The 25,701-nt window shown below is 64.5% G+C and carries 22 protein-coding genes, 4 tRNA genes and 1 pseudogene; 19 read left to right on the forward strand and 8 right to left on the reverse strand.

Features of this window, described 5'->3' with window-relative positions; genetic code table 11:
• Positions 1-197: 197 nt before the first annotated feature.
• The 3 genes and pseudogenes from ACY65G_RS07080 to ACY65G_RS07090 form a co-directional block, all read left to right on the forward strand.
• Positions 198-779: pseudogene (locus ACY65G_RS07080) on the forward strand (peptidylprolyl isomerase); the annotation flags it as partial.
• A 203-nt stretch (positions 780-982) separates the two neighbouring features.
• A complete protein-coding gene (locus tag ACY65G_RS07085; protein ID WP_130185100.1) occupies positions 983-1,474 on the forward strand; it encodes a peptidylprolyl isomerase in 492 nt (163 codons plus the stop codon).
• A gap of 24 nt (positions 1,475-1,498) precedes the next feature.
• Entirely contained in the window at positions 1,499-2,233 is a 735-nt protein-coding gene (locus ACY65G_RS07090) for a UDP-2,3-diacylglucosamine diphosphatase (protein WP_464996661.1), read from the forward strand.
• A gap of 205 nt (positions 2,234-2,438) precedes the next feature.
• On the opposite strand, the gene ACY65G_RS07095 is transcribed toward ACY65G_RS07090, so the two are convergent.
• Positions 2,439-3,167 carry a DinB family protein gene (locus ACY65G_RS07095; RefSeq protein WP_464996662.1) on the reverse strand — a complete coding sequence of 243 codons (729 nt, stop codon included), beginning with the start codon at positions 3,165-3,167 and terminating at the stop codon, positions 2,439-2,441.
• Between ACY65G_RS07095 and ACY65G_RS07100 the strand changes: the two genes are divergently transcribed.
• Positions 3,166-3,813, forward strand: coding sequence for a glycoside hydrolase family 19 protein (locus ACY65G_RS07100; RefSeq protein WP_464996663.1), 648 nt, complete (start codon positions 3,166-3,168; stop codon positions 3,811-3,813). The two genes, ACY65G_RS07095 and ACY65G_RS07100, sit on opposite strands and share 2 nt — an antisense overlap.
• Before the next feature lie 17 nt (positions 3,814-3,830).
• Here the strand turns inward: ACY65G_RS07100 and ACY65G_RS07105 are convergent, their stop codons facing one another.
• Both ACY65G_RS07105 and ACY65G_RS07110 read right to left on the reverse strand, forming a co-directional pair.
• Entirely contained in the window at positions 3,831-4,586 is a 756-nt protein-coding gene (locus tag ACY65G_RS07105; RefSeq protein ID WP_464996664.1) for a tetratricopeptide repeat protein, read from the reverse strand.
• A gap of 86 nt (positions 4,587-4,672) precedes the next feature.
• Positions 4,673-5,209: a DUF1439 domain-containing protein gene (locus tag ACY65G_RS07110; protein WP_464996665.1), complete on the reverse strand. Its 537-nt coding sequence runs from the start codon at positions 5,207-5,209 to the stop codon at positions 4,673-4,675.
• A gap of 176 nt (positions 5,210-5,385) precedes the next feature.
• Between ACY65G_RS07110 and ACY65G_RS07115 the strand changes: the two genes are divergently transcribed.
• Positions 5,386-6,144, forward strand: coding sequence for a DUF72 domain-containing protein (locus ACY65G_RS07115; RefSeq protein WP_464996666.1), 759 nt, complete (start codon positions 5,386-5,388; stop codon positions 6,142-6,144).
• On the opposite strand, the gene ACY65G_RS07120 is transcribed toward ACY65G_RS07115, so the two are convergent.
• Complete coding sequence (locus ACY65G_RS07120) at positions 6,111-8,399, reverse strand: bifunctional SulP family inorganic anion transporter/carbonic anhydrase (RefSeq protein WP_464996667.1); 2,289 nt, start codon at positions 8,397-8,399, stop codon at positions 6,111-6,113. The two genes, ACY65G_RS07115 and ACY65G_RS07120, sit on opposite strands and share 34 nt — an antisense overlap.
• 526 nt (positions 8,400-8,925) lie before the next feature.
• Between ACY65G_RS07120 and ACY65G_RS07125 the strand changes: the two genes are divergently transcribed.
• From ACY65G_RS07125 to ACY65G_RS07140, 4 genes are all read left to right on the forward strand, one after another.
• Complete coding sequence (locus ACY65G_RS07125; protein WP_464996668.1) at positions 8,926-9,285, forward strand: GntR family transcriptional regulator; 360 nt, start codon at positions 8,926-8,928, stop codon at positions 9,283-9,285.
• The gene (locus ACY65G_RS07130; protein ID WP_464996669.1) at positions 9,282-10,139 is read left to right on the forward strand and encodes an ABC transporter ATP-binding protein; all 858 of its coding nucleotides are present in this window, start codon (positions 9,282-9,284) and stop codon (positions 10,137-10,139) included. Before ACY65G_RS07125 ends, ACY65G_RS07130 begins: the two co-directional genes overlap by 4 nt.
• Positions 10,136-11,119, forward strand: coding sequence for a hypothetical protein (locus tag ACY65G_RS07135; protein WP_464996670.1), 984 nt, complete (start codon positions 10,136-10,138; stop codon positions 11,117-11,119). The genes ACY65G_RS07130 and ACY65G_RS07135 overlap by 4 nt, the downstream gene beginning before the upstream one ends.
• A gap of 153 nt (positions 11,120-11,272) precedes the next feature.
• The gene (locus ACY65G_RS07140) at positions 11,273-11,779 is read left to right on the forward strand and encodes a cyanophycin synthetase family protein (protein ID WP_464996671.1); all 507 of its coding nucleotides are present in this window, start codon (positions 11,273-11,275) and stop codon (positions 11,777-11,779) included.
• A 103-nt stretch (positions 11,780-11,882) separates the two neighbouring features.
• Here ACY65G_RS07140 and ACY65G_RS07145 read toward each other — a convergent pair whose 3' ends face one another.
• The 4 genes from ACY65G_RS07145 to rnr form a co-directional block, all read right to left on the reverse strand.
• On the reverse strand, positions 11,883-12,581 hold the full coding sequence (locus ACY65G_RS07145; protein ID WP_464996672.1) for a YceH family protein: 699 nt from the start codon (positions 12,579-12,581) through the stop codon (positions 11,883-11,885).
• Positions 12,582-12,617: 36 nt separating this feature from the next.
• Positions 12,618-13,352 carry a serine O-acetyltransferase gene (gene cysE / locus ACY65G_RS07150; RefSeq protein WP_464996673.1) on the reverse strand — a complete coding sequence of 245 codons (735 nt, stop codon included), beginning with the start codon at positions 13,350-13,352 and terminating at the stop codon, positions 12,618-12,620.
• Between the two features lie 152 nt (positions 13,353-13,504).
• Positions 13,505-14,251 carry a 23S rRNA (guanosine(2251)-2'-O)-methyltransferase RlmB gene (gene rlmB, locus ACY65G_RS07155; protein ID WP_464996674.1) on the reverse strand — a complete coding sequence of 249 codons (747 nt, stop codon included), beginning with the start codon at positions 14,249-14,251 and terminating at the stop codon, positions 13,505-13,507.
• An 82-nt stretch (positions 14,252-14,333) separates the two neighbouring features.
• Complete coding sequence (rnr, locus tag ACY65G_RS07160) at positions 14,334-17,081, reverse strand: ribonuclease R (protein ID WP_464996675.1); 2,748 nt, start codon at positions 17,079-17,081, stop codon at positions 14,334-14,336.
• Positions 17,082-17,399: 318 nt separating this feature from the next.
• Here rnr and ACY65G_RS07165 point away from each other — a divergent pair.
• The 10 genes from ACY65G_RS07165 (at position 17,400) to ACY65G_RS07210 (ending at position 25,656) form a co-directional block, all read left to right on the forward strand.
• Positions 17,400-17,484 (forward strand) — tRNA-Leu (locus tag ACY65G_RS07165).
• 290 nt (positions 17,485-17,774) lie between these two features.
• Complete coding sequence (locus tag ACY65G_RS07170; RefSeq protein WP_464996676.1) at positions 17,775-18,869, forward strand: NF038122 family metalloprotease; 1,095 nt, start codon at positions 17,775-17,777, stop codon at positions 18,867-18,869.
• Positions 18,870-19,018: 149 nt separating this feature from the next.
• A tRNA-Leu gene (locus ACY65G_RS07175) sits at positions 19,019-19,103 on the forward strand.
• A 188-nt stretch (positions 19,104-19,291) separates the two neighbouring features.
• On the forward strand, positions 19,292-20,416 hold the full coding sequence (locus ACY65G_RS07180; RefSeq protein WP_464996677.1) for an NF038122 family metalloprotease: 1,125 nt from the start codon (positions 19,292-19,294) through the stop codon (positions 20,414-20,416).
• Positions 20,417-20,487: 71 nt separating this feature from the next.
• Positions 20,488-20,572, forward strand: a tRNA-Leu gene (locus ACY65G_RS07185).
• 76 nt (positions 20,573-20,648) lie between these two features.
• Positions 20,649-20,733, forward strand: a tRNA-Leu gene (locus ACY65G_RS07190).
• A 105-nt stretch (positions 20,734-20,838) separates the two neighbouring features.
• On the forward strand, positions 20,839-23,049 hold the full coding sequence (locus ACY65G_RS07195) for an ATP-binding protein (protein WP_464996678.1): 2,211 nt from the start codon (positions 20,839-20,841) through the stop codon (positions 23,047-23,049).
• The gene (locus ACY65G_RS07200; RefSeq protein WP_464996679.1) at positions 23,046-23,243 is read left to right on the forward strand and encodes a hypothetical protein; all 198 of its coding nucleotides are present in this window, start codon (positions 23,046-23,048) and stop codon (positions 23,241-23,243) included. Before ACY65G_RS07195 ends, ACY65G_RS07200 begins: the two co-directional genes overlap by 4 nt.
• A 36-nt stretch (positions 23,244-23,279) precedes the next feature.
• Complete coding sequence (locus ACY65G_RS07205; RefSeq protein WP_464996680.1) at positions 23,280-23,831, forward strand: phasin family protein; 552 nt, start codon at positions 23,280-23,282, stop codon at positions 23,829-23,831.
• 175 nt (positions 23,832-24,006) lie between these two features.
• On the forward strand, positions 24,007-25,656 hold the full coding sequence (locus ACY65G_RS07210; RefSeq protein WP_464996681.1) for a VRR-NUC domain-containing protein: 1,650 nt from the start codon (positions 24,007-24,009) through the stop codon (positions 25,654-25,656).
• The last annotated feature ends 45 nt before the right edge of the window (positions 25,657-25,701 follow it).

Here is a 25,701-nt window from a genome sequence, read left to right on the forward strand (position 1 = left end):
TCGCCTGGGAAGCCGGACAGACCCTCGGTAGTTCTGCTTTCGTTTCTGCTGTAGTTCTGTTACCGCGTTCGTGTTTCTATTCTTATTTCTGGTGTTCTTCGTTCCACCCAAGACGGTCTAGAATGGAGCGGTCGCCAAGTATAGCATTGTTAAAATGTGCTGGGCTCAATATCCAACCGCAACAGAAAGACAGGAACATGCACAACAATAAGCTGAACAATAAGGTGTCGTACGGAACGGTGATTGCCGGGCTGCTGCTGTCCGGTTCCGTGTTCGCTGCCAATCCGCAGGTTTCCCTGAAGACGACCGCCGGCGAGATCGTGCTGGAACTGAACCAGGACAAGGCGCCGAAGTCCACGGCGAACTTCCTTGCTTACGTGAAGAGCGGTTTTTACAAGGACACGATCTTCCACCGCGTGATCGACGGCTTCATGATCCAGGCCGGCGGCTACACGAAGGACCTGAAGGGCAAGCCGACCCGCCCGCCGATTCCCAGCGAATCGAAGAACGGCCTGAACAACGTGACATACTCGGTCGCCATGGCGCGCATGGACAATCCGAACTCCGCCACGTCGCAATTCTTCATCAACGTGGCCGACAACATGGCGCTCGACTACCCGAACTTCGACGGCGTCGGCTACACGGTGTTCGGCCGCGTCATTTCGGGGTACGAAGTGGTCGACAAGATCAAGGGCGTGCTGGTGGACGATAAAAGCTTTGTATTCCAGAACGTGCCGGTCACGCCGATCGTCATCAAGTCGGCCACCTTGCTGAAGAAGCCGATCACGCCGAAGCCGGCACCGGGGCAGGCTGCGCAGGCCGAAGCATCGGCAGAGCCGCAACCGGAACCGGTGGCAACCCCGGCGCCGGAAGCACCAGCCGAAGCGGTGCCGGCGCCGGCACAGTAAAATAGCGTTTTGCCATCGGCTGCGGTAAGATCGCGGCCCTTTTCCGAACACTTCCCAAACAACAGGAAAGCACAATGACCACCATTACCATCACCACGAACAAGGGCAAGATCGTTGCCGAGCTGGATGCCGAAAAGGCGCCGAAGACCGTCGAGAACTTCCTGAACTACGCCAAGGCCGGCCACTACGACAACACGATCTTCCACCGCGTGATCGATGGCTTCATGATCCAGGGCGGTGGTTTCGAACCGGGCATGAAGCAAAAGCCTGCCGACCAGACCGTGGAAAACGAAGCCAAGAACGGCCTGAAGAACGAGCCCTACACGCTGGCGATGGCCCGCACGTCGGCACCGCACTCCGCTTCCGCGCAATTCTTCATCAACGTGAAGAACAACAGCTTCCTCGACTACCCGGGCCAGGATGGCTGGGGCTATGCCGTGTTCGGCGTGGTCACCGAAGGCAAGGAAGTCGTCGATGAAATCCGCAAGGTGAAAACCACGCGCAGCGGCATGTTCGCCGACGTGCCGGTGGAAGACGTGATCATCGAAAAGGTCGAAGCCGCGTAATTCACCGGGCCTCGCATCTTGATCTTGTTTGTCTCCGACCTGCACCTGCAGGTCGACCGGCCCGCCCTGACCGAAGCGTTCCTGCGCTTCGTCCACGAGCGGGCCCGCTCCGCCCGGCAGCTCTACCTGCTGGGCGACCTGTTCGAATACTGGGCCGGCGACGACGACCTCGCCGATGCTTTCAACACCCGTATCGCCGCCGCGCTGCGCGGGCTGGCCGATAGCGGCGTCGACATCTTCTGGATCGCCGGCAACCGCGATTTCCTTGTCGGCGAGCGTTTCGCCTCCACCGCGGGCGTTACGCTGCTGCCGGAAACCTGGGTCATCGAAGACCATGGCCGCCGCATCGTGCTCGTGCACGGCGATGCCCAATGCACTGACGATACGAAATACATGGCATTCCGCGCACAGGTGCGCGAGAGCGCCTGGCAACGGCAATTCCTGGCAATGCCGCTGGCGCAGCGCAAGGCGATCATCGCCGGCCTGCGTGACAACAGCCGCAAGGATCAGGGCAAAAAATCGTACGAGATCATGGATGTGACGCCGGAAGCGATCGCCACCGTCTTCGCGCAAACGGATGCCACCGTGATGATCCACGGGCATACCCACCGCCCTGCCCTGCATGCCGTGGACGGCAAGCTGCGCTACGTGCTGCCCGACTGGGAGCCGGAAGCTTCACCGCCGCGCGGCGGCTGGATCGCCATCGGCGACGATGGCGCGATCACGCGCCATGCGCTCGACGGCAGCATCTTGCATTGAACCGAAACCGGGGACGTACCCTGGTTTAGCGGAAATTTTGTAGACCTGACCCACCGATGTTGCCGGCAAACAGGGGTACGTCCCCAGTTTTGCCCGGCACCAGCATCTTGCATTGCTTCAAAACTGGGGACGTACCCTGGTTTAGAGGAAATTTCGTTTTGAAGACAAAATTTCCTGAAAACAGGGGTACGTCCCCTGTTTTGCATTATCGCCAGACTTGTTGCTCGGTCCACCCCAGCTCGGCAAAATCCTGCGCGCGTAAATCGGCCTCGCCTGACGAATAGAACTCATCGAGCTGTGGCGGCTCCGCCGGGGTGCCGGCCAGCATCGCGTGGACTTGTCCGCGATGATGGATCTGATGCTGGAACAGGTGCGCCAGCAGCCGCTGGCGGGTGTCGGTTTGCAACGTGTCGCCCCGGTCGATGACCACGATGGCGTCCAGTGCGTCGTCGGTCAGCTTGGCGCAATACGCGATCAGCGAATCGTTGCTTTCCCGCTGCGCCTGCCACAGCGCGGCACAGGTGGCATACGGCTCTTCCGGTTCAAAGAACGTTTCGTAGTCCGGATGTGGCGGCTCGCCGCGCAAGTTGCGCCACAGCGCATCTAGGTAAAAGCGCTGTACGCCCAGGTTATGGTTCAGCGTGTAGCGGATGCTGGGGAAGAAACTGGTGCGTGTCGCGTCCTCGAAATCGGCTTGCGACAGGGTATTGCAGGCGCGCAGCAGCCGATGGTCGGACCACGCATTGTTGTAGGCCTGGGTCAGCAGGTAGCGCGACAGCGATGTGGACGATGGCTGGCTCAATGTGGTATTCCTCGCGAAGAATAGCGAGGTTACTTGAAATATGCGCGCCACGAAATAAGCTGGATGATGGAATAACGATAACGAGCCGGGCCGCAGCGACGGACTTGCCCGGCAGTCCTGAGGAGCCATCATGCTGAATGGAGAAATGAACCTGTCGGAAACTTTACGACGGGTATACCCCGACTGCGCCGACGCGGACGACTGGGCGACCGCGCTCGACAGTGCACTGGGCCGCTTCCACATCACCACGCGCGATCGTGTGTGCGCGTTTCTCGCGCAAACCAGCCATGAATCCGGCCACTTCAACCGGCTGGAGGAATCGCTGTTCTACCGCACGCCCGCGCGGCTGATGGCCGTCTGGCCGAAGCGGTTCCCGAGCGTGGCCAGCGCCACGCCGTTCGTGCAGAACCCGGAACGGCTGGCCAATTTCGTGTATGCGCGGCGAATGGGCAATGGCGACGAGGCGAGCGGCGACGGCTTCCGTTTCCGTGGCCGCGGCCTCATCCAGCTGACCGGCCGCAGCAACTACCAGCAGGCCGGCGAAGCGCTGGGCCTCGACCTGGTGGGAGCGCCCGAGCGGCTGGTGTCGAAGGAAGTGGCGGCGCTGTCGGCCGCATGGTTCTGGGACAGCCGCGGCCTGAACGCGCTGGCCGACCACGACAAGCCGGATGACGACCTGGAAGATTTCGTGGAAATCACGCGGCGCATCAACGGCGGCACGGTGGGGCTGAAGGAAAGGCTGGCTGCCTACAAGCTGCTGCGCAGCACCCTTTCCTGACCGGGGTGCGCCGGATGCTAATGCTGGCGCGGCACGCCGGCAAACGCCGCCTCCAGCCGGCGGATCAGTGGCAGGTTCATCGCATGCGTGTGACGGTTCCAGCGGTCCATCGTCGACTGCAGGTCGTTCTGCAGCCGGTGCGCCAGCTGGAATTCGCGCGCATCCACCGCCCAGATCGCGAACTCGACCTTGGCCTCGAAGCTGCCATGGCGATGCACGGCCGCTTCGAACTCGGCCCGGGCGGCGTCGCGTTGGCCGGCCACGCCGAGCGCGCGGGCCATCAGCAAGCTCGTTTGTTCGGGGCGAAAATGCGGATCGGTGCGCCGCAACCGTTCCAGGTGCGCCAGCGCCTCGGCTTGACGGCCGCACGCCAGGCTGGCGCGGGCGGCACCCAGGCGGATATCCGGATCGGCGGCGAAGGCGCCTTGCAGGCAGGTGGCGAACGTGGCGGCGGCACCTGCCGCATCGCCGGCCTCGAGCTGGGCATTGGCAAGGCGAATCTGGTTCTGTACCGTGGGGGTGAATGCAACGGCAGCCTGGGCATCGCGCAGTTCACGCGCGGGAACGAATGCCGTGTCCGCACCGCCCACCTCCGTGCGCGCGCCGCTATCGCCCCGCAATGCCGGCAAGTAGATGCCGAGGTAATACGCGAGGCTGCCCAACAGCGGAAACACGAACAGGATCATCAGCCAGACCGTCTGCTGCCGGCTGCGGATCGCGTGCACGGCGAAAAAGATCGCCACCAGCACGTGCAGCCCGATTCCGACCATCATCGCATTCTCCACCTGTTCACCCGGCGCTTATTGTAGGGATTCCGATTCCCCAGTGCAACTTACGAGCTGCAAGGCAATCACCGGTATCACTTGACGGGCTCGAAGCGAATGCTCAAGCCCTGGCGCGTCGTATGGATCGTCGTCGGTATGTATTGCACGCCGAGATAGCGCAGTTCATCCGGGCGGAAGTGATACACCGGCACGTCGCGCACAAGACGTTCGACGACGACATTGGCCGCGGCCGCCAGCTGGCCCCGCGTGCCCGCATCGGTACCGTCGATGGAGAAGCCCTCGATCCGCGCGTCGCTCAGCACGACCGCGTTGCGTACATTGTCGACCTGCAGCCGCCCGGACAGCGCCACGTTGCCCTGCAACGGCCGCGACAACGGCGAAGTGACGGCAACCGTGGTGGACAACGCCAGCCGGTCGTTATCGCGCAGGATCGACAGCTGCGGCCGGGACAGCTGCAGTTCGAAGACACCCAGCGCTCGCTGCTGCATGGGGAAGCGTTCCTCCAGGCCGCGCTGCAGCCGCTCCAGCGGGACCTCCACTTCGCGCGGGCCCGTGATGCTGGCGCAGCCCGCCAGCAAGGCAGCCGCGGCCAGCGGCGCGATCAACAGCATCCTGCGTGCTCGAGACATCGTCGGCACCCTTCCTCTCATGACAAAGACGGGCGATGATAGCCGATCGAGGCTGGAAATGTGTCAAATAATGTAACAGGTGGCGTAACAGATATGTGCCGCCGGGCCGTGTGCGCAAGCGAACGGTCGCCCCGCGGCGGGCGGCGTACCGTTGGGTCATGAACCCATCTTCCACATCTCTTTCCGCCCATATCGGCACGGCCGGCTGGAGCCTGCCGCGCGAGACCTGGCATGCCTTCCCGGCCGAGGGCAGCCAGCTGGAACGCTATGCCGCCGTCTTCAACGCGGTCGAGATCAATACCAGCTTTTACCGCCCCCATCAACCCAAGACCTATGAACGCTGGGCCGCCGCCACGCCGCCGCATTTCCGCTTCGCGGTGAAGCTGCCGCGCACCATTACGCACGAGGCAAGGCTGCACGGCGTCGACGACCTGCTGGCCCGCTTCGCGGGGGAAGCCGGTGCGCTGGGCGACAGGCTCGGCGCCGTGCTGGTGCAGTTGCCGCCCAGCCTGGCACTGGATGCCGCCGCCGCCGGTGCGCTGTTCGCCGCGCTGCAACAACGCTTCGGCTGCATGATCGCCTGCGAGGCGCGGCACGCCACCTGGTTCACGCCCGAGGCGACGACCCTGCTGCGGCAGGCCGGGATCACGCGCGTGCTGGCCGATCCGGTGGTCGGCTACAGCGGCGCGTTCGAACCGACCGCCGCACCGGCCTACGTGCGGCTGCATGGCAACCCGCGCATCTACTACTCGCGCTATACGCCGGAACGGATGGACGAGGTGCGCGCCTGGCTGGCGCGGCACCCCGGCTCCTGGTGCATCCTCGACAACACGGCAAGCGGTGCCGCCACGTCGAATGCGCTGGAAGCGGCTGGTTTGCCGGATCAGGCGGCCAGCCCGGCCCGGTCGGAACGGTAGCGGTCGAACCGGTCCGGCGTCACCAGCTCGCCGAACTCCACGGTACGCGTGGCGATGTCGTGGTAGGCGCCGATCAGGCCCATCTCGCCCCGCGCGATGCAATCGCGCAGGTACTCGCTGCCGTTGATGATCTCGGCCAGCGAATTCTCCACATTCTGCCGCGTGACCTGCTCCAGCAATTCGGCGCCCACCGGTGCGGCAGCGCCCGAAGTGGCATGACTGGCGCACTGGCATTGCCAGATCGACGTCTGGATCTTGCCGGTGATCGTGCCGATGCTGTGCGCATCCACGTTCTTCAGCGCCAGGCCGATCGCGCCGCAGCTGGAGTGCCCTTTCACGACGATCAGCTTGGCGCCCAGCTTGTGGGCGATCTCCAGGCTGCCGATGATCTCGTCGCTGATCACGTTGCCGGCGATGCGGATCGTCAGCAGGTCGCCCAGGCCGGCATCGAAGATGATTTCCGGCGACGTGCGCGAATCGATGCAATTGACCACCACGGCCATCGGGTGCTGCCCGCCGGCCGTGGCGTCGACCTGGTGCAGGTAGTATTTCTTGATCCACCGGCCAGCCTGGAAGCGCTCGTTGCCATCCTTGAGCAGTTGCAGCACCTCCTCGGGCTGCAGCCTCGTCTGGGTTTCCTTGTCCAGCGCCGGCACGAACTGGATCGGATCGGCCAGGCTGTACTCGTCGCGCAGGCCGATCACGTTCAGTTGCACATCGCGCCCGGAAGCGGCCACGCGATAGTCTTCGATCGTTTCCAGCACGTCGTTGTCGATGTAGTCGGCATTGGTCGCGTCGATCAGCACTTTCGAGCCGGGCGGCACTTCCCACAGCGCCGTCTTGATCGTGGCCTTGTTCAGGAACGACACCTGGTTCGGCAATTCCATCTTGATCACTTCGCCGATGTGCAGGCGGTATTGCTCGATCGCGAACGGGTTGCGGAAATTGCTGCGCAGCAGGTAGAACAGGCTGGCGGCCAGGCCGATGATCACGCCCATCAGCAGGTCGGTCAACACGATCGCCGCCACGGTGATCACGAACGGCACGAACTGCGAGGCGCCCTTCACGTACATGTCGCGGAACAGCGAAACCTTCGCCAGCTTGTAGCCGGTCATGATCAGGATCGCGGCCAGCGCGGCCAGCGGGATCTGGTTCAGCACGGGGCTCAGCACCAGCACGGCGGCCAGCAGCAGCAGGCCGTGGATCACGGCGGAGGCCTTGGTAGCGTTACCCGTCTGCACATTCACGGAACTGCGTACGATGACGGAGGTGAGCGGCAAGCCACCGAGCAGGCCGGCGAAGATGTTGCCGACGCCCTGCGCCACCAGCTCGCGGTTCGGCGGCGTTTCACGCTTCTGCGGGTCGACCTTGTCCACCGCTTCCACGTTCAGCAGCGTTTCCAGCGACGCCACGATGGCGATCGTGGCGCCCACGAACCACACGTCCGGATTGGCGAAATGGCGCAGCTCGGGGAAGTTCAGGTAGGCACCGAGGTTGCCCACGTCGACCGGGGGAATCTCCACCAGGTGCGACTGCTCCAGGCTCAGGCCCGGGGCGAAACGGCTGAACAGCAGGTGCAGCGACACGCCCAGCACGACGACGAACAGCGGCGCGGGCAGCAGCTTCACGTTCTTCAACGGGGTACGGTCCCAGTACAGCAGCACCAGCATCGACAGCGCCGCGATGATGACCGCGCCCGGGGTGATGCTGCCCAGGGCGCTGCCGAGGGCCGAGAACGTGGTTTCGCCGTTCGCCTGGAAGAACGAGTATTCGTCGGCGTTGTTGGCGTCGTAGCCGAGCGCATGCGGGATCTGCTTCAGGATCAGCAGCACGCCGATGGCGGCCAGCAGGCCCTTGATGACGTTGGACGGCACATAGTTGGCGATGAAGCCGGCGCGGGCGATGCCCATGGCCAGCTGCAGGAAGCCGGCGATCACGATGGATGCCAGCAGGATTTCAAAGGCGCCGAGTTTCGTGATGGATGCCAGCACGACGGCGGCAAGGCCCGCGGCAGGGCCGCTGACGCTGGTATGCGAGCCGCTGAGGAGCCCGACGATAATGCCTCCGATGATGCCCGAGATAATCCCCGAAAATAAGGGCGCACCGGAGGCCAGGGCAATGCCGAGGCATAAAGGCAGGGCAACGAGAAAAACCACAATCCCTGCCGGGATATCTTGCTTGAGGTGATGGATATTCATGGCACACGCGTTCGAATCGATTATCAGTCGTACGCGCCAGCCCCTCATCCCACGCATCTGTAATAAGAATCGCTGATTATCGAATAATCGTGGGCGGCAGTGCTCCCGACTGAGAGAGGCGCTGCACTGGCAATGAATGGCGAAGCCGCGGCATCTCCTCGTAATTACCCGGGAAATGTCAACGAGACTCCATCTGTGGAAACAATATAGCACGCGTTTTTTGCAGTGCGCAATTGCGAATTTTGCGATGCGTATTACTACGTATTTCCGGCTGGTTATATTTTTTTGCCAGGATATTTTTATTGTAATCGTTGAAATATCGATCCGTGTAAATATGCGGCTTTGCGCCGATAATCACGGGGATAAATGACCGATATATTTACGCGGAATATCTCTGTTTTGGCCGAATAAAGATGTTTCGGCACGTGCAAAGGGCCGCCCGGCACCACCTGGGGCCGGTAGCGACGCCGTTCGGGTCGCTCAAGCGCATGATTTTTTCGCCAGATCTTGCGTGCGCCAGATTTGGTGTTATAGTTTACTACATCACCACTTGAATAATGCACCGATACGGGAGGACCCATGTATGTGGAATGACAATGCGCCGATCTACCGCCAGTTGAAGGAGCGGATGATCGGCATGATGCTCGATGGCCTGCTCAAGCCCGGCGACGCCCTGCCGTCGGTGCGGCAGGTGGCGGCCGATTACCAGCTGAACCCGATTACCGTATCGCGGGCCTATCAGGAGCTGGTCGACGAAACCTTGGTGGAAAAACGACGGGGGGTGGGTATGTACGTAACCGAAGGCGCGGTGGAAAAACTGCTGGCATCCGAACGCGAGCGCTTCCTGCGCGAGGAGTGGCCGGCGATGATGGAACGCATCCGCCGGCTCGGGCTGGACGTGGCACAGCTGCTGCACGCCACGCAGCCGGGGAGTGCCCCATGAGCGCCGTCATCACCGCCCGCAACCTCGTCAAGCGCTACGGCAAGAGCACCGCGCTCGACGGCTTGAGCTTCGACGTGCAGCCGGGTCGCATCGTCGGCCTGATCGGCCCGAACGGGTCCGGCAAGACCACCACGCTGAAGGCGGCCCTGGGCCTGTGCCAGTTCGATGGCGAACTGTCCGTGCTGGGCCTCGATCCGCGTACGCACCGCGACGAGCTGATGAAAGACGTGTGCTTCATCGCCGACGTGGCCATCCTGCCCCGCTGGCTGAAGGTGAAGGACGCGATCGATTTCGTGGCCGGCATCCACCCGCGCTTCGACCGCGCCAAGGCCGAGCGCTATATCGCCGGCACGAAGCTGGCACCCGGCATGCGCGTGGCCGCCATGTCGAAAGGCATGATCGTGCAGCTCCACCTGGCGCTCGTGATGGCGATCGACGCGAAGCTGCTCGTGCTGGACGAACCCACGCTGGGGCTGGACATCCTGTACCGCAAGAGCTTCTACCAGAACCTGCTGGAAGATTACTTCGACGAGCACAAGACGATCGTCATCACCACCCACCAGATCGAGGAAGTGGAACACATTCTCAGCGACGTGCTGTTCATCCGCGAAGGCCGCATTGCGCTGGCCGCGTCGATGGAAGAGATCGGCGAACGCTACAGCGAGGTGATGGTGCACCCGCAGCACGCCGCGGCGGCCGCCGCGCTGCAGCCGCTGACACAGCGCACTGTGTTCGGCAAGAGCGTGATGCTGTTCGACGGCGTGCCGAAGCAGCAGCTTGAAAACCTCGGCGAAGTGCGCACGCCCAGCGTGGCGGACCTGTTCGTCGCCAGCATGAAAGGGAGCTACGAATGAACGCGAAAACGATGCAATGGCTGCTGCGCCGCGAGATGTGGGAGCACAAGGGCATGCTGACCTGGGTGCCGCTGGCCCTGTCCGCCCTGATGATCGTGATCGTGCTGGGGGTGGCCGTCACCGGCCACAACGCCACGATCCACGTCGACGGGGTGACGACTTCCGTCGCCGGGGCCACCATCGAACTCGGCGAACAACAGCAACAGCGCCTCGCCGAGGGAATCGTCGCCCTGTCGCCCGTGGGCGCGGCGCCAGTCTACCTGGCGCTCGCCTTCATGGTGTTCTTCTACAGCCTCGGCGCGCTGTACGACGAGCGGCGCGACCGCAGCATCCTGTTCTGGAAATCGCTGCCGGTATCGGATGCGGAGACCGTGCTGTCGAAGGCCGCGCTGGCATTGATCGGCATTCCGCTGCTGATGATCGCGGTGGAACTGGCGACCTCGCTGATCCTGACCGGCATCGGCATGACCGCCCTTGCCTTCAAGGGTGTCAATGTATTCCCGCTGGTACTGTCGCACCCGCAGTTCTGGCTTGGCCCGCTGAAGATGTTGTCGCTGTTGCCGGTGTATGCGCTGTGGGCGCTGCCCACCGTGGGATGGCTGCTGCTCGTTTCCGCCTGGGCGCGCTCGAAGGTCTTGCTGTGGGCCGTGGGCGTGCCGCTGGCGGCGATGATCTTCGTCGTGTGGATGCAGAAGGGCCTGCAGGTCGCGATCCATCCGCAGTGGCTGATCGAAAAGCTCATTTCCCGCCTGCTGATCGGCGTCATGCCGGGTACGTGGCTGATGGCCAGCGACGTGGCCCACAGGGCGCGCGACATGGATGTCACGGCCAACACCCGGGGGCCCGTGGCGGCGTTCGACATGATCTTCCAGTCGTCGTGGGCAGCCGTGGCGACGCCCGAGATGATCGGCGGCGCACTGGCCGGCATCGCCATGATCGCCGGCGCCATCTGGCTGCGCCGCCGCCGCGAGGAAGGCTAGCGGATGCAGCTCAGCTGTAAGCCTCGTCTTACAGCGCTACCAGACCCGCACCGATGCCGGCCGCCGCCGCCAATTGAGATAATGGCAACCATTCCGCCAGCGCCAGACCTCCCGGTCTCGCGTTGGCTGTTGTTTTAGAGGATGGTGAATAATATGAACATAATCGACCAGCGTTATCTCGACGGCGCCAACCGTTACTGCACCGAGCCTTGCCTGCTGAGCATTCTCGACCTCGGTCACCCTGCCCCGTATTCCGCCAGCGACATGCAGCGCCTGCGAACCAGCCTGAAGACGGCGTTGCCAGGCCTGCGGCAAGGGCGCAGCCTGATCGGCGTGGTGGGAGACGACGTGGACGCGCCGGGCCGCGGCCTGCAGCTGGCGCGCCTCATCCAGAGCGTGGCGATCGAACTGCACCGCCTGACCGGCGACGAAGTGATGATGGGTTTTGTCGGCGGTGTGCCGAAGATGCCGGGCCGCTACCGGCTGATCCTGCCGTTCCGCTGCGGCACCGTGGCCAATGCGGCGCTGAAGCTGGCCATCGGCCTCGTGGGCGCACTGCTGGCCGGCGAGGCGTTCCCGCTGGCCGACGGGCTGGCCGAGCTGCGCGGCATCGCCGCGGCCGGCACGCCATCGGCGCCTTCCATTCGCATCGCCGCCTGAGCCGCATCTCCAGCCAGCGGTTCATTCGCATTGCCGCTTGAACTGCATCCCCGGGTTGGCCGTTATTCGCATTGCCGCTCGAACTGCATCCCCGGGTTGGCCATTATTCGAATTGCCGCTTGAACTGTTCAAACTGCTCCGCCAGCGCCGCGTAGTCGGCGCGCAACTGCTGCACTTCCAGCTCCAGCTGCGCCACGCGGTCGCCGCGCGATGCGCCACCCGGCGCCACGGCGGCCGTGCCATATCCCGCCTCTTCCCGCGCCAGCTGGATTTCCCCGCCCAATAACTGGCCGTAGCGTGGCTCCTTCGTACCCGGCGCCAGGGCCAGCTTCGCCACGATCGGCGGGTACTTGTCGATCAGGAATTGCAGCGCCCTTTCCACGTCCGCCACCGACGAAAAATCATGCAGGCGGCCCGTGCGCGTGCGGATCTCGCCGGCGGTCTGGTGGCCGCGCAGCATGAGGATCGCGAGCACGGCCAGCTTGTCCTGCTCGAGCGACCACTTGATGCGCATGCGATGCTCGTATTTCGTGACGCGGGCACCGGCCGCCGCCACGGCATTGACGAGGCGACGCTCGGTCAGCCGGGCCAGCACATCGGCCACCGTGTCTTCCGAAATCTGCATCACGGGATCGCGGCTGGACAGCTGGTTGCAGCCGTTGGTCAGCGCGTTCAGCGACATCGGGTAGTTATCCGGCGTCAGCGCTTCCTTCTCCGCCAGCACGGCCAGCACGCGGATCTCGAACGGGTCCAGTGTGTCGGATGGCGCATCGGCTGCGGGGGTATTTGCTGCATCGGTCATCGCATCTCCTCGGTGTTCTCGGTTTTCTCAATCTGTTCAGTCGACCAGCTTGTTCAGCTGGGCGGGGTCGGGCTTGCCGATGGATTCGATCTCCGCGCATGGCAAGCCGTTTTCCTTCAGCAGCGCCACGATGCGCTCGATCTGCCGCTCCTGCGCGGCCGCGTGGTTGATCAGGCCGTGCAACGCCTTCGACAGGGGATCGTCGCCGTTCGGCGTGACGCCATAGGCCGCGAACAGGCGCTGCGTGTTGCCGTCGTGCTTCTGCACGATATGGGCAGGATTGCCGATCGCCGTCGCGCCGGGCGGCACCGGTTTCAGCAGCACGGCATTCGAGCCCACCTTGGCATACTCGCCCACCGTGAAGCTGCCCAGCACCTTGGCGCCGGCTCCGACGATCACGCCACGCTCCAGCGTGGGATGGCGTTTCTTCCCCTGCGACAGCGACGTGCCGCCCAGCGTGACGCCCTGGTAGATCGTGCAGTCGTCGCCGATCTGCGCCGTTTCACCCACGACCACGCCAAAGCCATGGTCGATGAACACGCGCCGGCCGATCGTGGCGCCGGGGTGGATCTCGATACCGGTGGCGATGCGCGCCAGTGCGCTGATGAAGCGACCGGGCCATTTCAGCCCATGTGTCCAGCACCAGTGCGCCCAGCGGTGCGCGATGATCGCATGCAGGCCGGGGTAACACGTCAGCACCTCCCAGGCATTGCGGGCGGCGGGATCGCGTTCGATGATGCTGCGGATGTCTTGGCGCAGGTGGCGGAACATGGATGGACGCAATGACGATCGAACCACGATGGTAGCGCATCGGCAAGCGGCTTGCAGGATGCCCGCCATGGTGACCGCGCCGGGCAGCCCGGCCGCCTGGACGGGCTGCCCGGCGCGGGCTGCAAGGGCAGGCTTGAAGGCGTCGCGGGGCGTCAGCCCTCTTTGGCGATCCGCTGGCGGCGCGCCTCGTACAGGCACACGCCCGACGCGACCGACACGTTCAGGCTCTCGACCGAACCGAACATGGGGATGCTCACCAGCATGTCGCACGTTTCGCGCGTGAGACGGCGCATGCCCTCGCCTTCGGAGCCCATCACCAGCGCCGTCGGCCCCGTGAAGTCGGCTTCGTACAGGCCTTTTTCGCCATCGTCGGACGTGCCGATCAGCCAGATGTCGCGTTCCTTCAGTTCGCGCAGCGTGCGCGCCAGGTTCGTCACCGTGATGTAGGGCACGGTCTCGGCGGCGCCGCTGGCCACCTTGGCGGCGGTGGCGTTCAGGCCGACCGCGCGGTCCTTCGGCACGATCACGGCATGCGCGCCGACACCGTCGGCCACGCGCAGGCAGGCGCCCAGGTTGTGCGGGTCGGTGATGCCGTCCAGCACCAGCAGCAGCGGCGGACCGTCGATCGCGTCGAGCAGCTCGTCGAGGTTGCGCGCCAGCGCGAGTTGCGACGCGAAGGCGATCACACCCTGGTGGCGGCGCGTGCCGACGATCTTGTCGAGGCGGGCCGAGTCGACGGGCATCACGCGCACGCCGGCCGATTTGGCGTTGGCGATCAGGTCTTTCATGCGGCGGTCGTCGCGCGCGGCGTCGACGAAGATCTCTTCGACCGACGAGGCTTCGTGGCGCAGGCGCGAGGTCACGGCATGGAAGCCGAAAATCATTTTGTTCTTGGACATGGTACTGGGTTCTTATGTTGGCGACCGGAGTCGCCGGAGGAAACACTGGGGAAAAGCGCCGCGGCAATGGCCGCGGCGTGGATCATGATTTCTTGCGGGCCTTGCCGCCTGGCTTGGCGGCCGTCTTTGCAGCCGTGCCAGCCGCGGCACGGGTCTTGCCACCCTTGGCTGGTGCTGCGGCCTTGGTCGTCTTGCCGCGGCTTTTCGGCTTCGGCTCGGCGTCGAACTGCGGCAGCAGCGTAATGGAGGGGGCAACTGCGGGGGCAACTGCGGGAGCAGCTGAAGGGGCAACCGAAGGTGCCGCAGCCTTGGCCGGTGCCGGCTCGAACCCGTCGTTGCCGCCGCGTTTGACCTTGCCTTTACGGGTCGCGACGGCTTCGTCGGCAACCATGCGCGGCGCGCTGTCCGAGTTGAAACCCGGGCCGGCATTCCTGCCGCCGGCCCCGTTACGCCCGCCACCCTTGCCGCCCGCGCCACCACGCGACGGACCGCCGCGCGCGTTGCCGCGGCGCGGCTTCACGTCGTCGTTGCCGAAGCCCTCATCGTCGAACGACTGGCCCTTGCGCCCGCCGCGCGGCGCCGGCGGCGGCATGCCTGCGGTTTCGCTCGGCGCCAGGCGCAGGTCGATCTTGCGCGACTCGAGGTCCACGCGCACCACCTGCACCATGACCCGGTCGGTCAGCTGATAGCGCTTGCCGGTGCGCTCGCCGCGCAATTCGTGGCGGGCATCGTCGTACTGGAAGAAATCGGCGCCCAGGTCCGTCACGTGCACGAGGCCTTCGACGAACAGCTGGTCCAGCTGCACGAAGATGCCGAACGTGGTCACGCCGGTGATCAGGCCCGAAAATTCCTCGCCCAGCTTGTCCTGCATGAAGTAGCACTTCAGCCAGGCTTCGACGTCGCGCGAAGCCTCGTCGGCGCGGCGCTCGTTGGCCGAGCAGTGCACGCCCAGTGCGTCCCACACGGTCAGGTCGCGTGTCGCCTTCGGCTCCTTGCCCGCGGCCTTGTCCTTCACCTGCTGGCGGCGCGTGGCATTCGACACCGTGGTGTTCAGCACACTCTTGTCCTCGACCTTCGGCTCGTACTTCTTGCCTTGCAAGATGGCCTTGATCGAGCGGTGCGTCAGCAAGTCGGGGTAGCGGCGGATCGGGCTGGTGAAGTGCGCATAGGCTTCATACGCCAGGCCGAAGTGGCCGATGTTTTCCGGGCTGTAGACGGCCTGCTGCATCGAACGCAGCAGCATCGTCTGCAGCAGGTTCGCATCCGGCCGCTCCTTGATCTTGCGCATCAGCTCGGCGTAATCGCCGGCCACCGGCGTATCGCCGCCGCCCAGCGACAGGCCCACCTGCTTCAGGAACTCGCGCACCTGGGTGAGCTTTTCCTTGGTCGGCGCGGCGTGGATACGGTACGTGCCGGGGTGCTTGTGGCGCAGCAGCAGGTCGGCCGCGCACACGTTCGCGGCCAGCATGCATTCCTCGATCAGCTTGTGCGCATCGTTGCGCGTGCGCGGGATGATCTTCTCGATCTTGCCGGCCGGGTTGCAGACGATGTAGGTTTCCGTCGTTTCGAAATCGATCGCACCCCGCTCCAGGCGCGCCTTCAGCAGCGCGTGATAGACGGCATACAGGTCTTGCAGGTGCGGCACGAGGTGCGCGCGTTTCGCCGCCTCCGGGCCTTTCGTGTTCGACAGGATCGCCGCCACTTCGGTGTACGTGAAGCGCGCCGCCGAGTGGATCACGGCCGGGTAGAACTGGTAAGCCTTGATCTCGCCCTGGGCGGTGACCACGGCATCGCAGACCAGCGTGAGACGGTCGACGGCCGGGTTCAGCGAACACAGGCCATTCGACAGCTTCTCCGGCAGCATCGGGATCACCCGGCGCGGGAAGTACACGGACGTGCTGCGTTCGATCGCATCCGCATCGAGCGCGTCGTTCGGCTTGACGTAATGGGAGACGTCGGCAATCGCCACGATCAGGCGGAAGGCGTTCGTGCGGCCCACTTTCACCTGCTCGCAATACACGGCATCGTCGAAGTCGCGCGCATCTTCGCCATCGATCGTGACCAGGGGCACGTCGCGCAGGTCGACACGCTCGCCCCAGTCCTTTTCATGCACCACGTCCGGCAGCCTGGCAGCCTGCTTCAGCGCCGCGTCGGAGAACACGTGCGGCACGCCGAACTTGCGCACGGCGATTTCGATTTCCATGCCGGGATCGTCCATGTCGCCCAGCACTTCGACGATCCTGCCGACCGGCTGCTTGAAGCGGCCCGGCTGCTCGGTCAGTTCGACACTGACGATCTGGCCGCTCTTGGCCTTGCCGGGCGAGCCGGCCAGCAGGATGTCCTGGCCGATGCGCTTGTCTTCCGGGGCCACGATCCACACGCCGTTGTCCTTCAGAAGGCGGCCGATGATGTGCGTATTCCCCCGCTGCACCACCTCGACGATGGTGCCTTCGGGACGGCCGCGGCGATCGTAGCCGGTGACTTTCGCCATGACCTTGTCGCCATGCAGCACTTTCTGCATTTCGCGCTCGGACAGGAACAAGTCGTCGCCCGGTTCGTCGGGAATCACGAAACCGAAGCCGTCGCGGTGCGCGCTCACGCGCCCCGCCACGAAACCGGAATGGTCGGCCAATACATAGAAGCCGCTGCCGTCGGAACGGATCTGGCCGTCGCGCTCCATCGCGTTCAGGCGGCGCGTCAGCACTTCCTGGGAATCGGATTTCACACCGAGCGACATGGAAAGCGTGCGCAGATCGAGCGGCGCACTTGCGCTACGGAAGATGCCGAGGATTTCCTCGCGGCTGGGGATGGTATGGATCGTCTGGTTCAAAACTGTTCTTTGGTCTTATTAGTGGGATCGTGAGGAAAGGTGGCAGCGTAGTGTACCGGAGGCGCGCCGGTTTGCCTAACACACGCAATTGGAATGTGCGCGCCGGGCACTTTTATTGCCCCCTTTGACTTTCGAAAAGATTACTCTATAATTCTGGCTCTCGCAGCAATCGAAGTTATCACCGAGGTTGCCGATGAGTTGTAGTAGATGTTGTAGTACATGAGCCGTACCAGAGTGGATGTGCAGCGTGGAATGAAAGTTCATCTGGCGCAAAACTCTCCAAGGCAGTATGATAGCAGGAGTTGCAAGCAAATCAGTGCCCACGTGGCGGAATTGGTAGACGCGCATGGTTCAGGTCCATGTGCCGCAAGGTGTGGGGGTTCGAGTCCCTCCGTGGGCACCACTCTACCGAATACCGGGCTTCCAGCCCCGACAAAAGCCGTGAATCGAAAGATTCACGGCTTTTGTCATTTCAGGCCAATAGCAACGTTGCGTTGAATCGCTGCCAGATAATTATTGATTAAAAAGCATTTTTCTATTGCTGAGCTGGCGCCTGGCCGATATCCTCCTGTCGCGGTAATCATCGCGCTTTTTATTAGCGCTATCCGCGACGGCAATCCTGTCGGCAGATATGACTGCCACATGCCCATGTCTTGCCGGACAGGTTCGCCAACCACTACTACAGGGGATGTCATGAAAAAAATCGCAACCGCCATTGCAATGGTCTGCGCCGTTGCCGCAGCCAGCTCCGCCGCCGCCGCGCCGGCCTTCAATTTCCAATTTACCGAGGGCACATCGGTCCAGGCGCAACAAGGATTCATCGCCGCCGCCGCACGCTGGTCGAGCGTGCTGACCGACAATGTTACGATCGACCTCACGGTAGGCTTCAATCCGCTGGGCAACAGTATCATCGGAGAAACCTACTCGGCCAAGCTCGGGTACGAATATGCCGACTTGCGGGGGGCTCTGGCCCAGGATGCGACCTCCCCGGTCGACGCCATCGCCACCAGCAACCTGCCCGGCACCAGCACCTTCGGCATGCTGCTGAACCGCACGGCAAACAATCCGCATGGCGCCGGCAGCGCCACGCCCTACCTCGACAACGATGGCAGCTTCAACAACAGCGTCGTGGGCATCACGAGCGCCGGGGCCAAGGCCCTCGGCCTGGCCGGACCGCAGCAGACGCTGGACGGCTGCATCGGCACGTGCGACGGCTTCATCCGGTTCAACAGCGACTTCAACTTCGACTTCAATCCGAACGATGGCGTTCGCGCGGACGCGTTCGATTTTGTCGGGGTGGCCGCGCACGAGATCGGCCATGCGCTGGGGTTCTTCAGCAGCGTGGACGACCTGGACTACGTCGGCACGCTGCCGGACCTGTATCCCGACGATGCCTTCTTTGTTTCCGGGCTCGACCTGTTCCGCTTTTCCGAGCAGAGTGCGGCCCTGGGCGTGATCGACTGGACGGCGGACAACCGCGAGAAATACTTCTCGATCGACGGCGGCGCCACGGCCATCGCGCCATTTTCCACCGGCCGCGCGTTCGGCGACGGCAACCAGGCCAGCCACTGGCTGGACGAGAAGTACATCGGCCTGATGGACCCTACCGCCGGCCTGGGCGAAGTACTGGCGATCTCGCAGGAAGACCTGGTGGCCATGGATGCGATCGGCTGGAATGTGTCGCCGGTTCCCGAGCCGTCGACGTACGCGATGCTGGGTGCCGGCCTGATGCTGCTGGGTGGCCGGGCAGCGCGCAAATCGGCGCGCAAATCCACGCTGGCAGCGTAACGGCGATCACTGGGTGGCACGGGCATCGGGGAGCACTGCCTTCAGGCAATATTTTCTAAAAGGCATAATTCCCTCTTGCCCAATGGCGCCCGGGCCGTTATGATGCGTGCCTCGTTGCAGTACAGCGCAGCGGGAAATGAGCAAGCAGTGCCCACGTGGCGGAATTGGTAGACGCGCATGGTTCAGGTCCATGTGCCGCAAGGTGTGGGGGTTCGAGTCCCTCCGTGGGCACCACTCTACCGGATACATGAAAAGCGCCGTGAATCGCAGGATTCACGGCGCTTTTCTTTTGCGTCGGACTATTTGACGCCCGTCCGCCTTTTCGCGCCTGCCGCGCCGCATGCGCACGCGCCCTTCCTCTGGCATGACACCTGTGCACGCTTCTTGCCTGCTACCTGTCGTCCAATCACAGGGAGTACGCCATGAACATTCTGCTGACCATTACCCTGGCTGCAGCCGCCGTCGCGGCCGGCCCCGCCGGTGCCGCACCGGTCTTCAATTTCCAGTTTACGGCCGGTACGTCGATGCAGGCGCAGCAGGGATTCACCGCGGCGGCCGCGCGCTGGTCCAGCCTGCTTGCCGACGACGTGACGATCAACCTGACGGTGGGCTTCAATCCGCTCGGCCCCGGCGTGCTCGGGCAAGCGCAATCCGCCAGGCAGGCGTATTCCTACTCGGCCTTCCGGCAAGAACTGGTCGACGACATCACGTCGACCTTCGACACCACGGCCACCGCCAGCCTGGCGGGCGGCAACACCTTCGGCATGCTGCTGAACCGCACGTCGAACAATCCGAACGGCTCCGGCAGCGCCACGCCCTGGCTCGACAACGATGGCGACGCCAACAATGCCTTCGTGCGCGTCACCACCGCCGAGGCCAGGGCGATCGGCCTGGCCACGCAGGCCCAGACGCTGAACGGCTGCATCGGCGCCTGCGACGCGTTCATCCAGTTCAACAGCAACTTCACGTTCGACTTCAACCCGAACGACGGCGTCAGTGCGAACGCCTACGACTTCATCGGCGTGGCGGCGCACGAGATCGGCCACTCGCTGGGATTCGTCAGCGGCGTGGATATCCTCGACAACAATGCCACCCCGCCGAACCTGTTCCCCGATAACGATTTCAGCTGGGTGTCCGGCCTGGACATGTTCCGCTATTCGGCGCAAAGCGCCGCGCTGGGCGTGATCGACTGGACCGCCGACAACCGCGACAAGTATTTTTCGATCGATGGCGGTGCCACGGCGGGTCCGCTGTTCTCCAACGGCGTGAACTTCGGCGACGGCCGCCAGGCCAGCCACTGGAAGGACGACCTGTTCATCGGCCTGATGGACCCGACCGCCGGCCTGGGCGAGGCGCTGGCGATCTCGCAGAACGACTTGCTGGCAATGGACGTGATCGGGTGGGACGTGTCGCCGATTCCCGAGCCGTCGGCTTGGGCGATGCTGGGCGCCGGCTTGCTGGTGCTCGGTGCTCCCGCAGTGCGCAGGGCGGCACGCAAACCGGGACGGAAGTCCAGAACATTTCGTAAAAACAAAAATGAAGGTTGACGGATCCGGTTGCGCCCTTTATGATGCGTGCCTTCTGTTGCTGAACACCGCAACGAAGTAAGGAAAACAGGGCCCACGTGGCGGAATTGGTAGACGCGCATGGTTCAGGTCCATGTGCCGCAAGGTGTGGGGGTTCGAGTCCCTCCGTGGGCACCAAGTCCTGTTTTCAGTACACGCAGTAATCATCGAGAAGTAGCAGTAGCAGAAGTAGCAGCATTAGAGAAGCAGCAGTGCCCACGTGGCGGAATTGGTAGACGCGCATGGTTCAGGTCCATGTGCCGCGAGGTGTGGGGGTTCGAGTCCCTCCGTGGGCACCACTCTACCGGATACCGGCTTCGCAGGAAGCCTCGAAAACGCCGCCGGCTCGCAGGAGCCGGCGGCGTTTTTCATTCTGCCCTGCGCATTGGCCACCCTCGCGCCACATGGTCTACACTCTGCCCATGGCCCTCCCTCCTCCATCGGACACTCCGAACACCATCCTGATCGCCAGCGCCACCGCGTTTCCGGCGCTGGAAGAGGCGCTCGCCCACGCCGGGTTCCGCACCACCGTCGTCAACCGCGGCGACACGGCGCTGGCGACCCTGTGCGAACCGCGCCCGGACAGCCACGTGGCCCTCGTGCTCCTCGATGCCGCCGTGGCGGGCAGCGCGCGGATGGAACTGTGCGCGCGGCTGGCCGGCACGGCACCGGTGCTGGTCATGTCGGCCGCGCCATCGGACGAGGAACAGGAACAGGCGCTGCACGCCGGCGCCGCGGGATACCTGCGGCTGCCTTGCGCGCCCGGGGACGTGGTGGAAAAGGTGACGGTCGAACTCACCGCGCGCCATGCCTGGCTGCCGGTGGGCGGCCCGCTCGATACCGGCAACCTCGAAGTCAATTATCACGCGCTGCTGGCCGGCTCGCCGGACGCGATCCTGCTGTACGACGCGGCCCGCGGCCTGCCGGTGGACGTCAACCGCAATGCCGAGCGCATGTTCGGGCGCAGCGGTGCGGAACTGATGCGCATGCGGCTGGCGGACCTGTGCCCGCTCCGCCAGCCCGACGGCATGGCGTCGGCCGACGCGGTGGCCGCACTGGTCGCGCGCGGCCTGTCCGGCGACATCCGCATCTTCCCGCTGACGTTCCAGCACAGCAGCGGGCGCCATATCGATGGCGAACTGCGCCTGGTCGTGCTGGAAAAGGCGGGCATGCGGCTGCTGCACATGCGCGTGGCGGACGTGACGGGCCAGCGCGTTGCCGAAGCGTTGCGCACGGGGCAGAACCGGTTGCTGGAGATGATCGCGCGGGGCGCCCCCCTGCAGGACATCCTGGACAACCTGCTGCGCCTGATCGAAAGCCAGGCACCGGGCCTCGTCTGCACCGTGCTGCTGCTGGAAGAAGATGGCGTAACGGTGCGGGGCGGGGCCGCGCCCAGCATGCCGCCGGACTTCCTGCCCATGTTCGATGGTTTGCTGATCGGCCCGTCGGTCGGTTCGTGCGGCACCGCGATGTTCCGCCGCGAACCCGTGGTGGTGGCCGATATCCGCCGCGATCCGCTGTGGAACGGCTGGCACGAAGTCGCCGCCCGGCATGGCCTGCACGCGTGCTGGGCAATGCCGATCATGGCCGACGAACACACGGTCCTGGGATCGTTTGCCATGTACTACCGCGACATCCGCCTGCCGCGCACGGAGGACGAGCGGCTCATCGCCGTGGCCGTGCACCTGGCCGGTATCGCCATCGAGCGCACCCGCCGGGAAGCGGAACTGGCGCGGCATCGCCATCACCTGGAAGACCTGGTGATGGCGCGCACGGCCGAACTGCGCAGCGCGAAGGAGCGGGCCGAACTGGCCAGCGCCGAACTGGCCGCCGCACTGGACGACCTGCGCAAGACGCAGGCCGAACTGGTCCGGCGCGACAAGCTGGCCGCGCTGGGCGGGCTGGTGGCCGGCGTGGCCCACGAGCTGAACACGCCGATCGGCAACACGCTGACGATCGCCAGTGCGATGAGCGAGCGCGTGGGCGCCCTGCGCGCCGGCATGACTGCCGGCCTGCGCCGCTCCGACCTCGAACAGTTCCTCGTCCAGGCCGCGGAGGCCGACGAAGTCGTGGTGCGCAACCTGCGCCGGGCTGCCGCGCTGATCGCCAGCTTCCGGCAGGTGGCTGTCGACACGGCCAGCTCGCAGCGCCGCCAGTTCCGGCTCGATGAATTCATCGCCGAACTGGTGCTGCCGCTGACGGCCGGGATCGCGCCGCCACGGCCGCGCGTCGTGCAGGAAGTGGCGCCCGGCCTGGCGATGGACAGCTATCCCGGCCCGCTCGGGCAGGCCGTATCCGCCCTGTTCGAGAATGCCGTGATCCACGGGCTGGACGGGGGCGGCGATGGCACCGTCACGCTGGCGGCCCACGCGCTGGAGGATGGCTGGATCGCGTTGTCGGTGGCCGACAATGGCGCAGGCATTCCTGCGGGCAACCTCGAGCGGGTGTATGATCCGTTCTTCACCACCCGGCCCGGCGCCGGCGGTTCCGGCCTGGGCCTGCACGTGACGCACAATATCGTTACCGGCGTGCTGGGCGGCCGGATCGCCGTGCGCAGCGAGCCGGGCGCCGGCACCACCTTCACGATGACCCTTCCCGCGATCGCCCCCTCATGAAACGCAAGCTGTTCCTGTGTACCCTGCTGCTGGCCGCCGTGGCCGGCGCCGCGCCCGCCCCGTGGTGGCTGTGGGAGAGCGTGACCGGCAATGGCGCCAAGGTCTGCTCGCAGACGCCGCTCGGCCCCGGCTGGCGCAAGTTGCTCGGCCCCTACAAGGATTCCCGTTGCGAGAAGTTGATTCGTGTTCAATAATGGCCCGACAAGCTTTTTCACACCGACGGAGGAGACATGTTTCAGAATCCCGAGCAGTTTGCCCAGGCCACGAAAGCCCTGTTCGAGTTCCAGCTCGAAACCTTCAACACGCTGACCAGCAAGGCGGTCCAGGGCATTGAACAGGTATTGCAGCTCAATATCGATACGGCCAGGAGCGGCGTTGAAAAGAATATCGCCGCGGGCAAGGAGCTCAGCCAGGCCACCGATCCGAAAGCCGCCATGGCGGCCGCCAGCGCGCGGATGCAGAACCTGACCAACCTGACCGAGTACAACCACCAGCTCGGCCAGATCCTTACCGAAATCCGTGCGGAATTCACCAGTGCGGCCGACGCCCACCTGGCCGAGGCGCGCAGCAACCTGTCGGCCCTGATCTACGACGTGACGAAAAACGTGCGGCCCGGCTCCGAAAACGCGGTGGAAATCGTCAAGACGGCGATCGACAACGCCTTCAATGGCTATGAACAGGTGACCAAGGCCACGCGCCAGGCTGTTGCCGCCTTCGAGGACCAGTTGGCGAAAGCGGCCGCGCTTGCCGAACAGAAGGGCGACGGGCAGACCAAGCATTGAGCATGGGGCGGCATGGCCGGCAGGGCCGACATGCGTTGCCGGCATAAAATAAAACGCTGGGCAAGCGGCGGGAGAAGCGATAGACTGTATATAAATACAGTTTTTTGTTCTCCCGCCGTTTTTTCGCCTCCGCTTTTTTCTCTACGCCTTCCTTGCCCGCTTCCCCGCAGTGCCGATGAAACCCGTCCTGGAAAACCCTTTTTATTACCTGGATAACTTCCATCGGGTCCTCGAATGGATCGGCGAACGCTATGCCGACCTGCTCGACGGCGAGGAGCGCGACTTCATCGACCGTTTCCCCGCCCTGCCCCAGCCATCGCGCGCCCTGTTCGTGCGGATGGTGATGCGCAAGGGCCAGTTGTTCCGTGCGTCGAAGCTGGTGTACGAGGAAATCGGCTGCGCCCGCGCTGCCGCCGGGCCGCTGGCAGAAACGGGCTGGGTCGTCGCCGATCCGGCCATGTCGCTCGACGAACTGTTCGACCTGCTGCAAAAGCCGGAGCTGTGCCAGGCGTTCGGGCTGGCCGGCGCGTTGCGTTCGGCCCGCAAGGAAGCGCAGCTGGAAGCATTGCGCGCGGCGCACGAAGGTGAACGGCCGTTCTCGGCCTGGTGCCGGGACAATGCGCCACGCGATGAAGCCTGGCGCATCGTCGCGAAACCGCTGTGCGACCGGCTGCGGCTGATCTTCTTTGGCAACTATCACCAGGACTGGACGGAATTCGTGCTGTCCGACCTCGGCGTGTTCCGCTTCGAGCAGGTGGAGATCTCGGGCGCGGCGCGGGGCTTCCGTACGCGCCGCGACATCGACGACTACCTGCGCCTGCACGCCTGCCGCGAACGCTTCGGCAATGGCGAGGCGCCGCTGGACGTGCTGCGCGACGTGCCGCCGCCCGGCACGGACAACGAATGGCTGGCCAGCCGCCGCCACAAGCTGCTGTTCCAGCTGGGCCAGCAACTGGAAAAGCTGCGCGACTGGGCCGGCGCGTGCACCGTCTACAGCGATTGCGCCTACCCGGGCGCGCGGGCGCGCGCGATCCGCGTGCTGGAAAAGGACGAGCAGTTCGGCGCCGCCTGGGAGCGCCTGCAACGGGCGATGGCCGCGCCGGAAAGCGAAGCGGAACGGCAGCACCTGCTGCGCATGGCACCACGACTGGCGCGCCGCCTCGGGCATCCGCGCGGCAATGCCGGCAAACCCGTGCCGCCGGCGCGGCTCGACCTCGCGCTGCCCCGGCCGGACGGCCAGTGGTGGGTCGAAGGCGTGGTGCGCGACCACCTGAACCGCGACGAAGCGCCAGTCTTCTACGTGGAAAATGCGCTGATCAACTCGCTGTTCGGACTGCTGTGCTGGGACGCGGTCTTCGCCGCCATTCCCGGCGCCTTCTTCCATCCGTTCCACCATGGCCCCGCGGACCTGCACAGTGCCGACTTCCATCGCCGCCGCACCGCGCAGTTCGATGCCTGCCTGGCGCAGCTGGACGACGGCAGCTATCCGGCCACGATCCGGCGCAACCTGGAGGCCAAGCGCGGCATCTCGTCGCCATTCGTGTTCTGGGGCGCGATGGATGAAACGCTGCTCGACCTGGCGCTGCACTGCATTCCGCCCGCGCACCTGAAGCAATCGTTCCTGCGCATCCTGCAGGATGTGAAAGCCAACCGCACGGGCTTCCCGGACCTGATCCAGTTCTGGCCGGCCGAGCGCCGCTACAACATGATCGAAGTGAAGGGCCCCGGCGACCGCCTGCAGGACAACCAGCTGCGCTGGATCGACTACTGCGCGCAGCATCGCATGCCGGTGACGGTCTGCTACCTGCAATGGGCGCCGCAATGACAGCCCCAATGACAGCCGCAGTGACAGCCGCAGTGACAGACGACA

Source organism: Pseudoduganella sp. jia 12, assembly GCF_055502675.1.

Bases quoted from the DNA above. Each gene is read 5' to 3' on its own strand.
- ACY65G_RS07085 (WP_130185100.1), top strand. From the start codon at position 983: ATGACCACCATTACCATCACCACGAACAAGGGCAAGATCGTTGCCGAG.
- ACY65G_RS07100 (WP_464996663.1), top strand. From the start codon at position 3,166: ATGCTGAATGGAGAAATGAACCTGTCGGAAACTTTACGACGGGTATAC.
- ACY65G_RS07095 (WP_464996662.1), bottom strand. From the start codon at position 3,167: ATGATGGCTCCTCAGGACTGCCGGGCAAGTCCGTCGCTGCGGCCCGGC.
- ACY65G_RS07105 (WP_464996664.1), bottom strand. From the start codon at position 4,586: ATGATGGTCGGAATCGGGCTGCACGTGCTGGTGGCGATCTTTTTCGCC.
- ACY65G_RS07110 (WP_464996665.1), bottom strand. From the start codon at position 5,209: ATGCTGTTGATCGCGCCGCTGGCCGCGGCTGCCTTGCTGGCGGGCTGC.
- ACY65G_RS07115 (WP_464996666.1), top strand. From the start codon at position 5,386: ATGAACCCATCTTCCACATCTCTTTCCGCCCATATCGGCACGGCCGGC.
- ACY65G_RS07120 (WP_464996667.1), bottom strand. From the start codon at position 8,399: ATGCGTGGGATGAGGGGCTGGCGCGTACGACTGATAATCGATTCGAAC.
- ACY65G_RS07125 (WP_464996668.1), top strand. From the start codon at position 8,926: ATGTGGAATGACAATGCGCCGATCTACCGCCAGTTGAAGGAGCGGATG.
- ACY65G_RS07130 (WP_464996669.1), top strand. From the start codon at position 9,282: ATGAGCGCCGTCATCACCGCCCGCAACCTCGTCAAGCGCTACGGCAAG.
- ACY65G_RS07135 (WP_464996670.1), top strand. From the start codon at position 10,136: ATGAACGCGAAAACGATGCAATGGCTGCTGCGCCGCGAGATGTGGGAG.
- ACY65G_RS07140 (WP_464996671.1), top strand. From the start codon at position 11,273: ATGAACATAATCGACCAGCGTTATCTCGACGGCGCCAACCGTTACTGC.
- ACY65G_RS07145 (WP_464996672.1), bottom strand. From the start codon at position 12,581: ATGACCGATGCAGCAAATACCCCCGCAGCCGATGCGCCATCCGACACA.
- cysE (WP_464996673.1), bottom strand. From the start codon at position 13,352: ATGTTCCGCCACCTGCGCCAAGACATCCGCAGCATCATCGAACGCGAT.
- rlmB (WP_464996674.1), bottom strand. From the start codon at position 14,251: ATGTCCAAGAACAAAATGATTTTCGGCTTCCATGCCGTGACCTCGCGC.
- ACY65G_RS07170 (WP_464996676.1), top strand. From the start codon at position 17,775: ATGAAAAAAATCGCAACCGCCATTGCAATGGTCTGCGCCGTTGCCGCA.
- ACY65G_RS07180 (WP_464996677.1), top strand. From the start codon at position 19,292: ATGAACATTCTGCTGACCATTACCCTGGCTGCAGCCGCCGTCGCGGCC.
- ACY65G_RS07195 (WP_464996678.1), top strand. From the start codon at position 20,839: ATGGTCTACACTCTGCCCATGGCCCTCCCTCCTCCATCGGACACTCCG.
- ACY65G_RS07200 (WP_464996679.1), top strand. From the start codon at position 23,046: ATGAAACGCAAGCTGTTCCTGTGTACCCTGCTGCTGGCCGCCGTGGCC.
- ACY65G_RS07205 (WP_464996680.1), top strand. From the start codon at position 23,280: ATGTTTCAGAATCCCGAGCAGTTTGCCCAGGCCACGAAAGCCCTGTTC.
- ACY65G_RS07210 (WP_464996681.1), top strand. From the start codon at position 24,007: ATGAAACCCGTCCTGGAAAACCCTTTTTATTACCTGGATAACTTCCAT.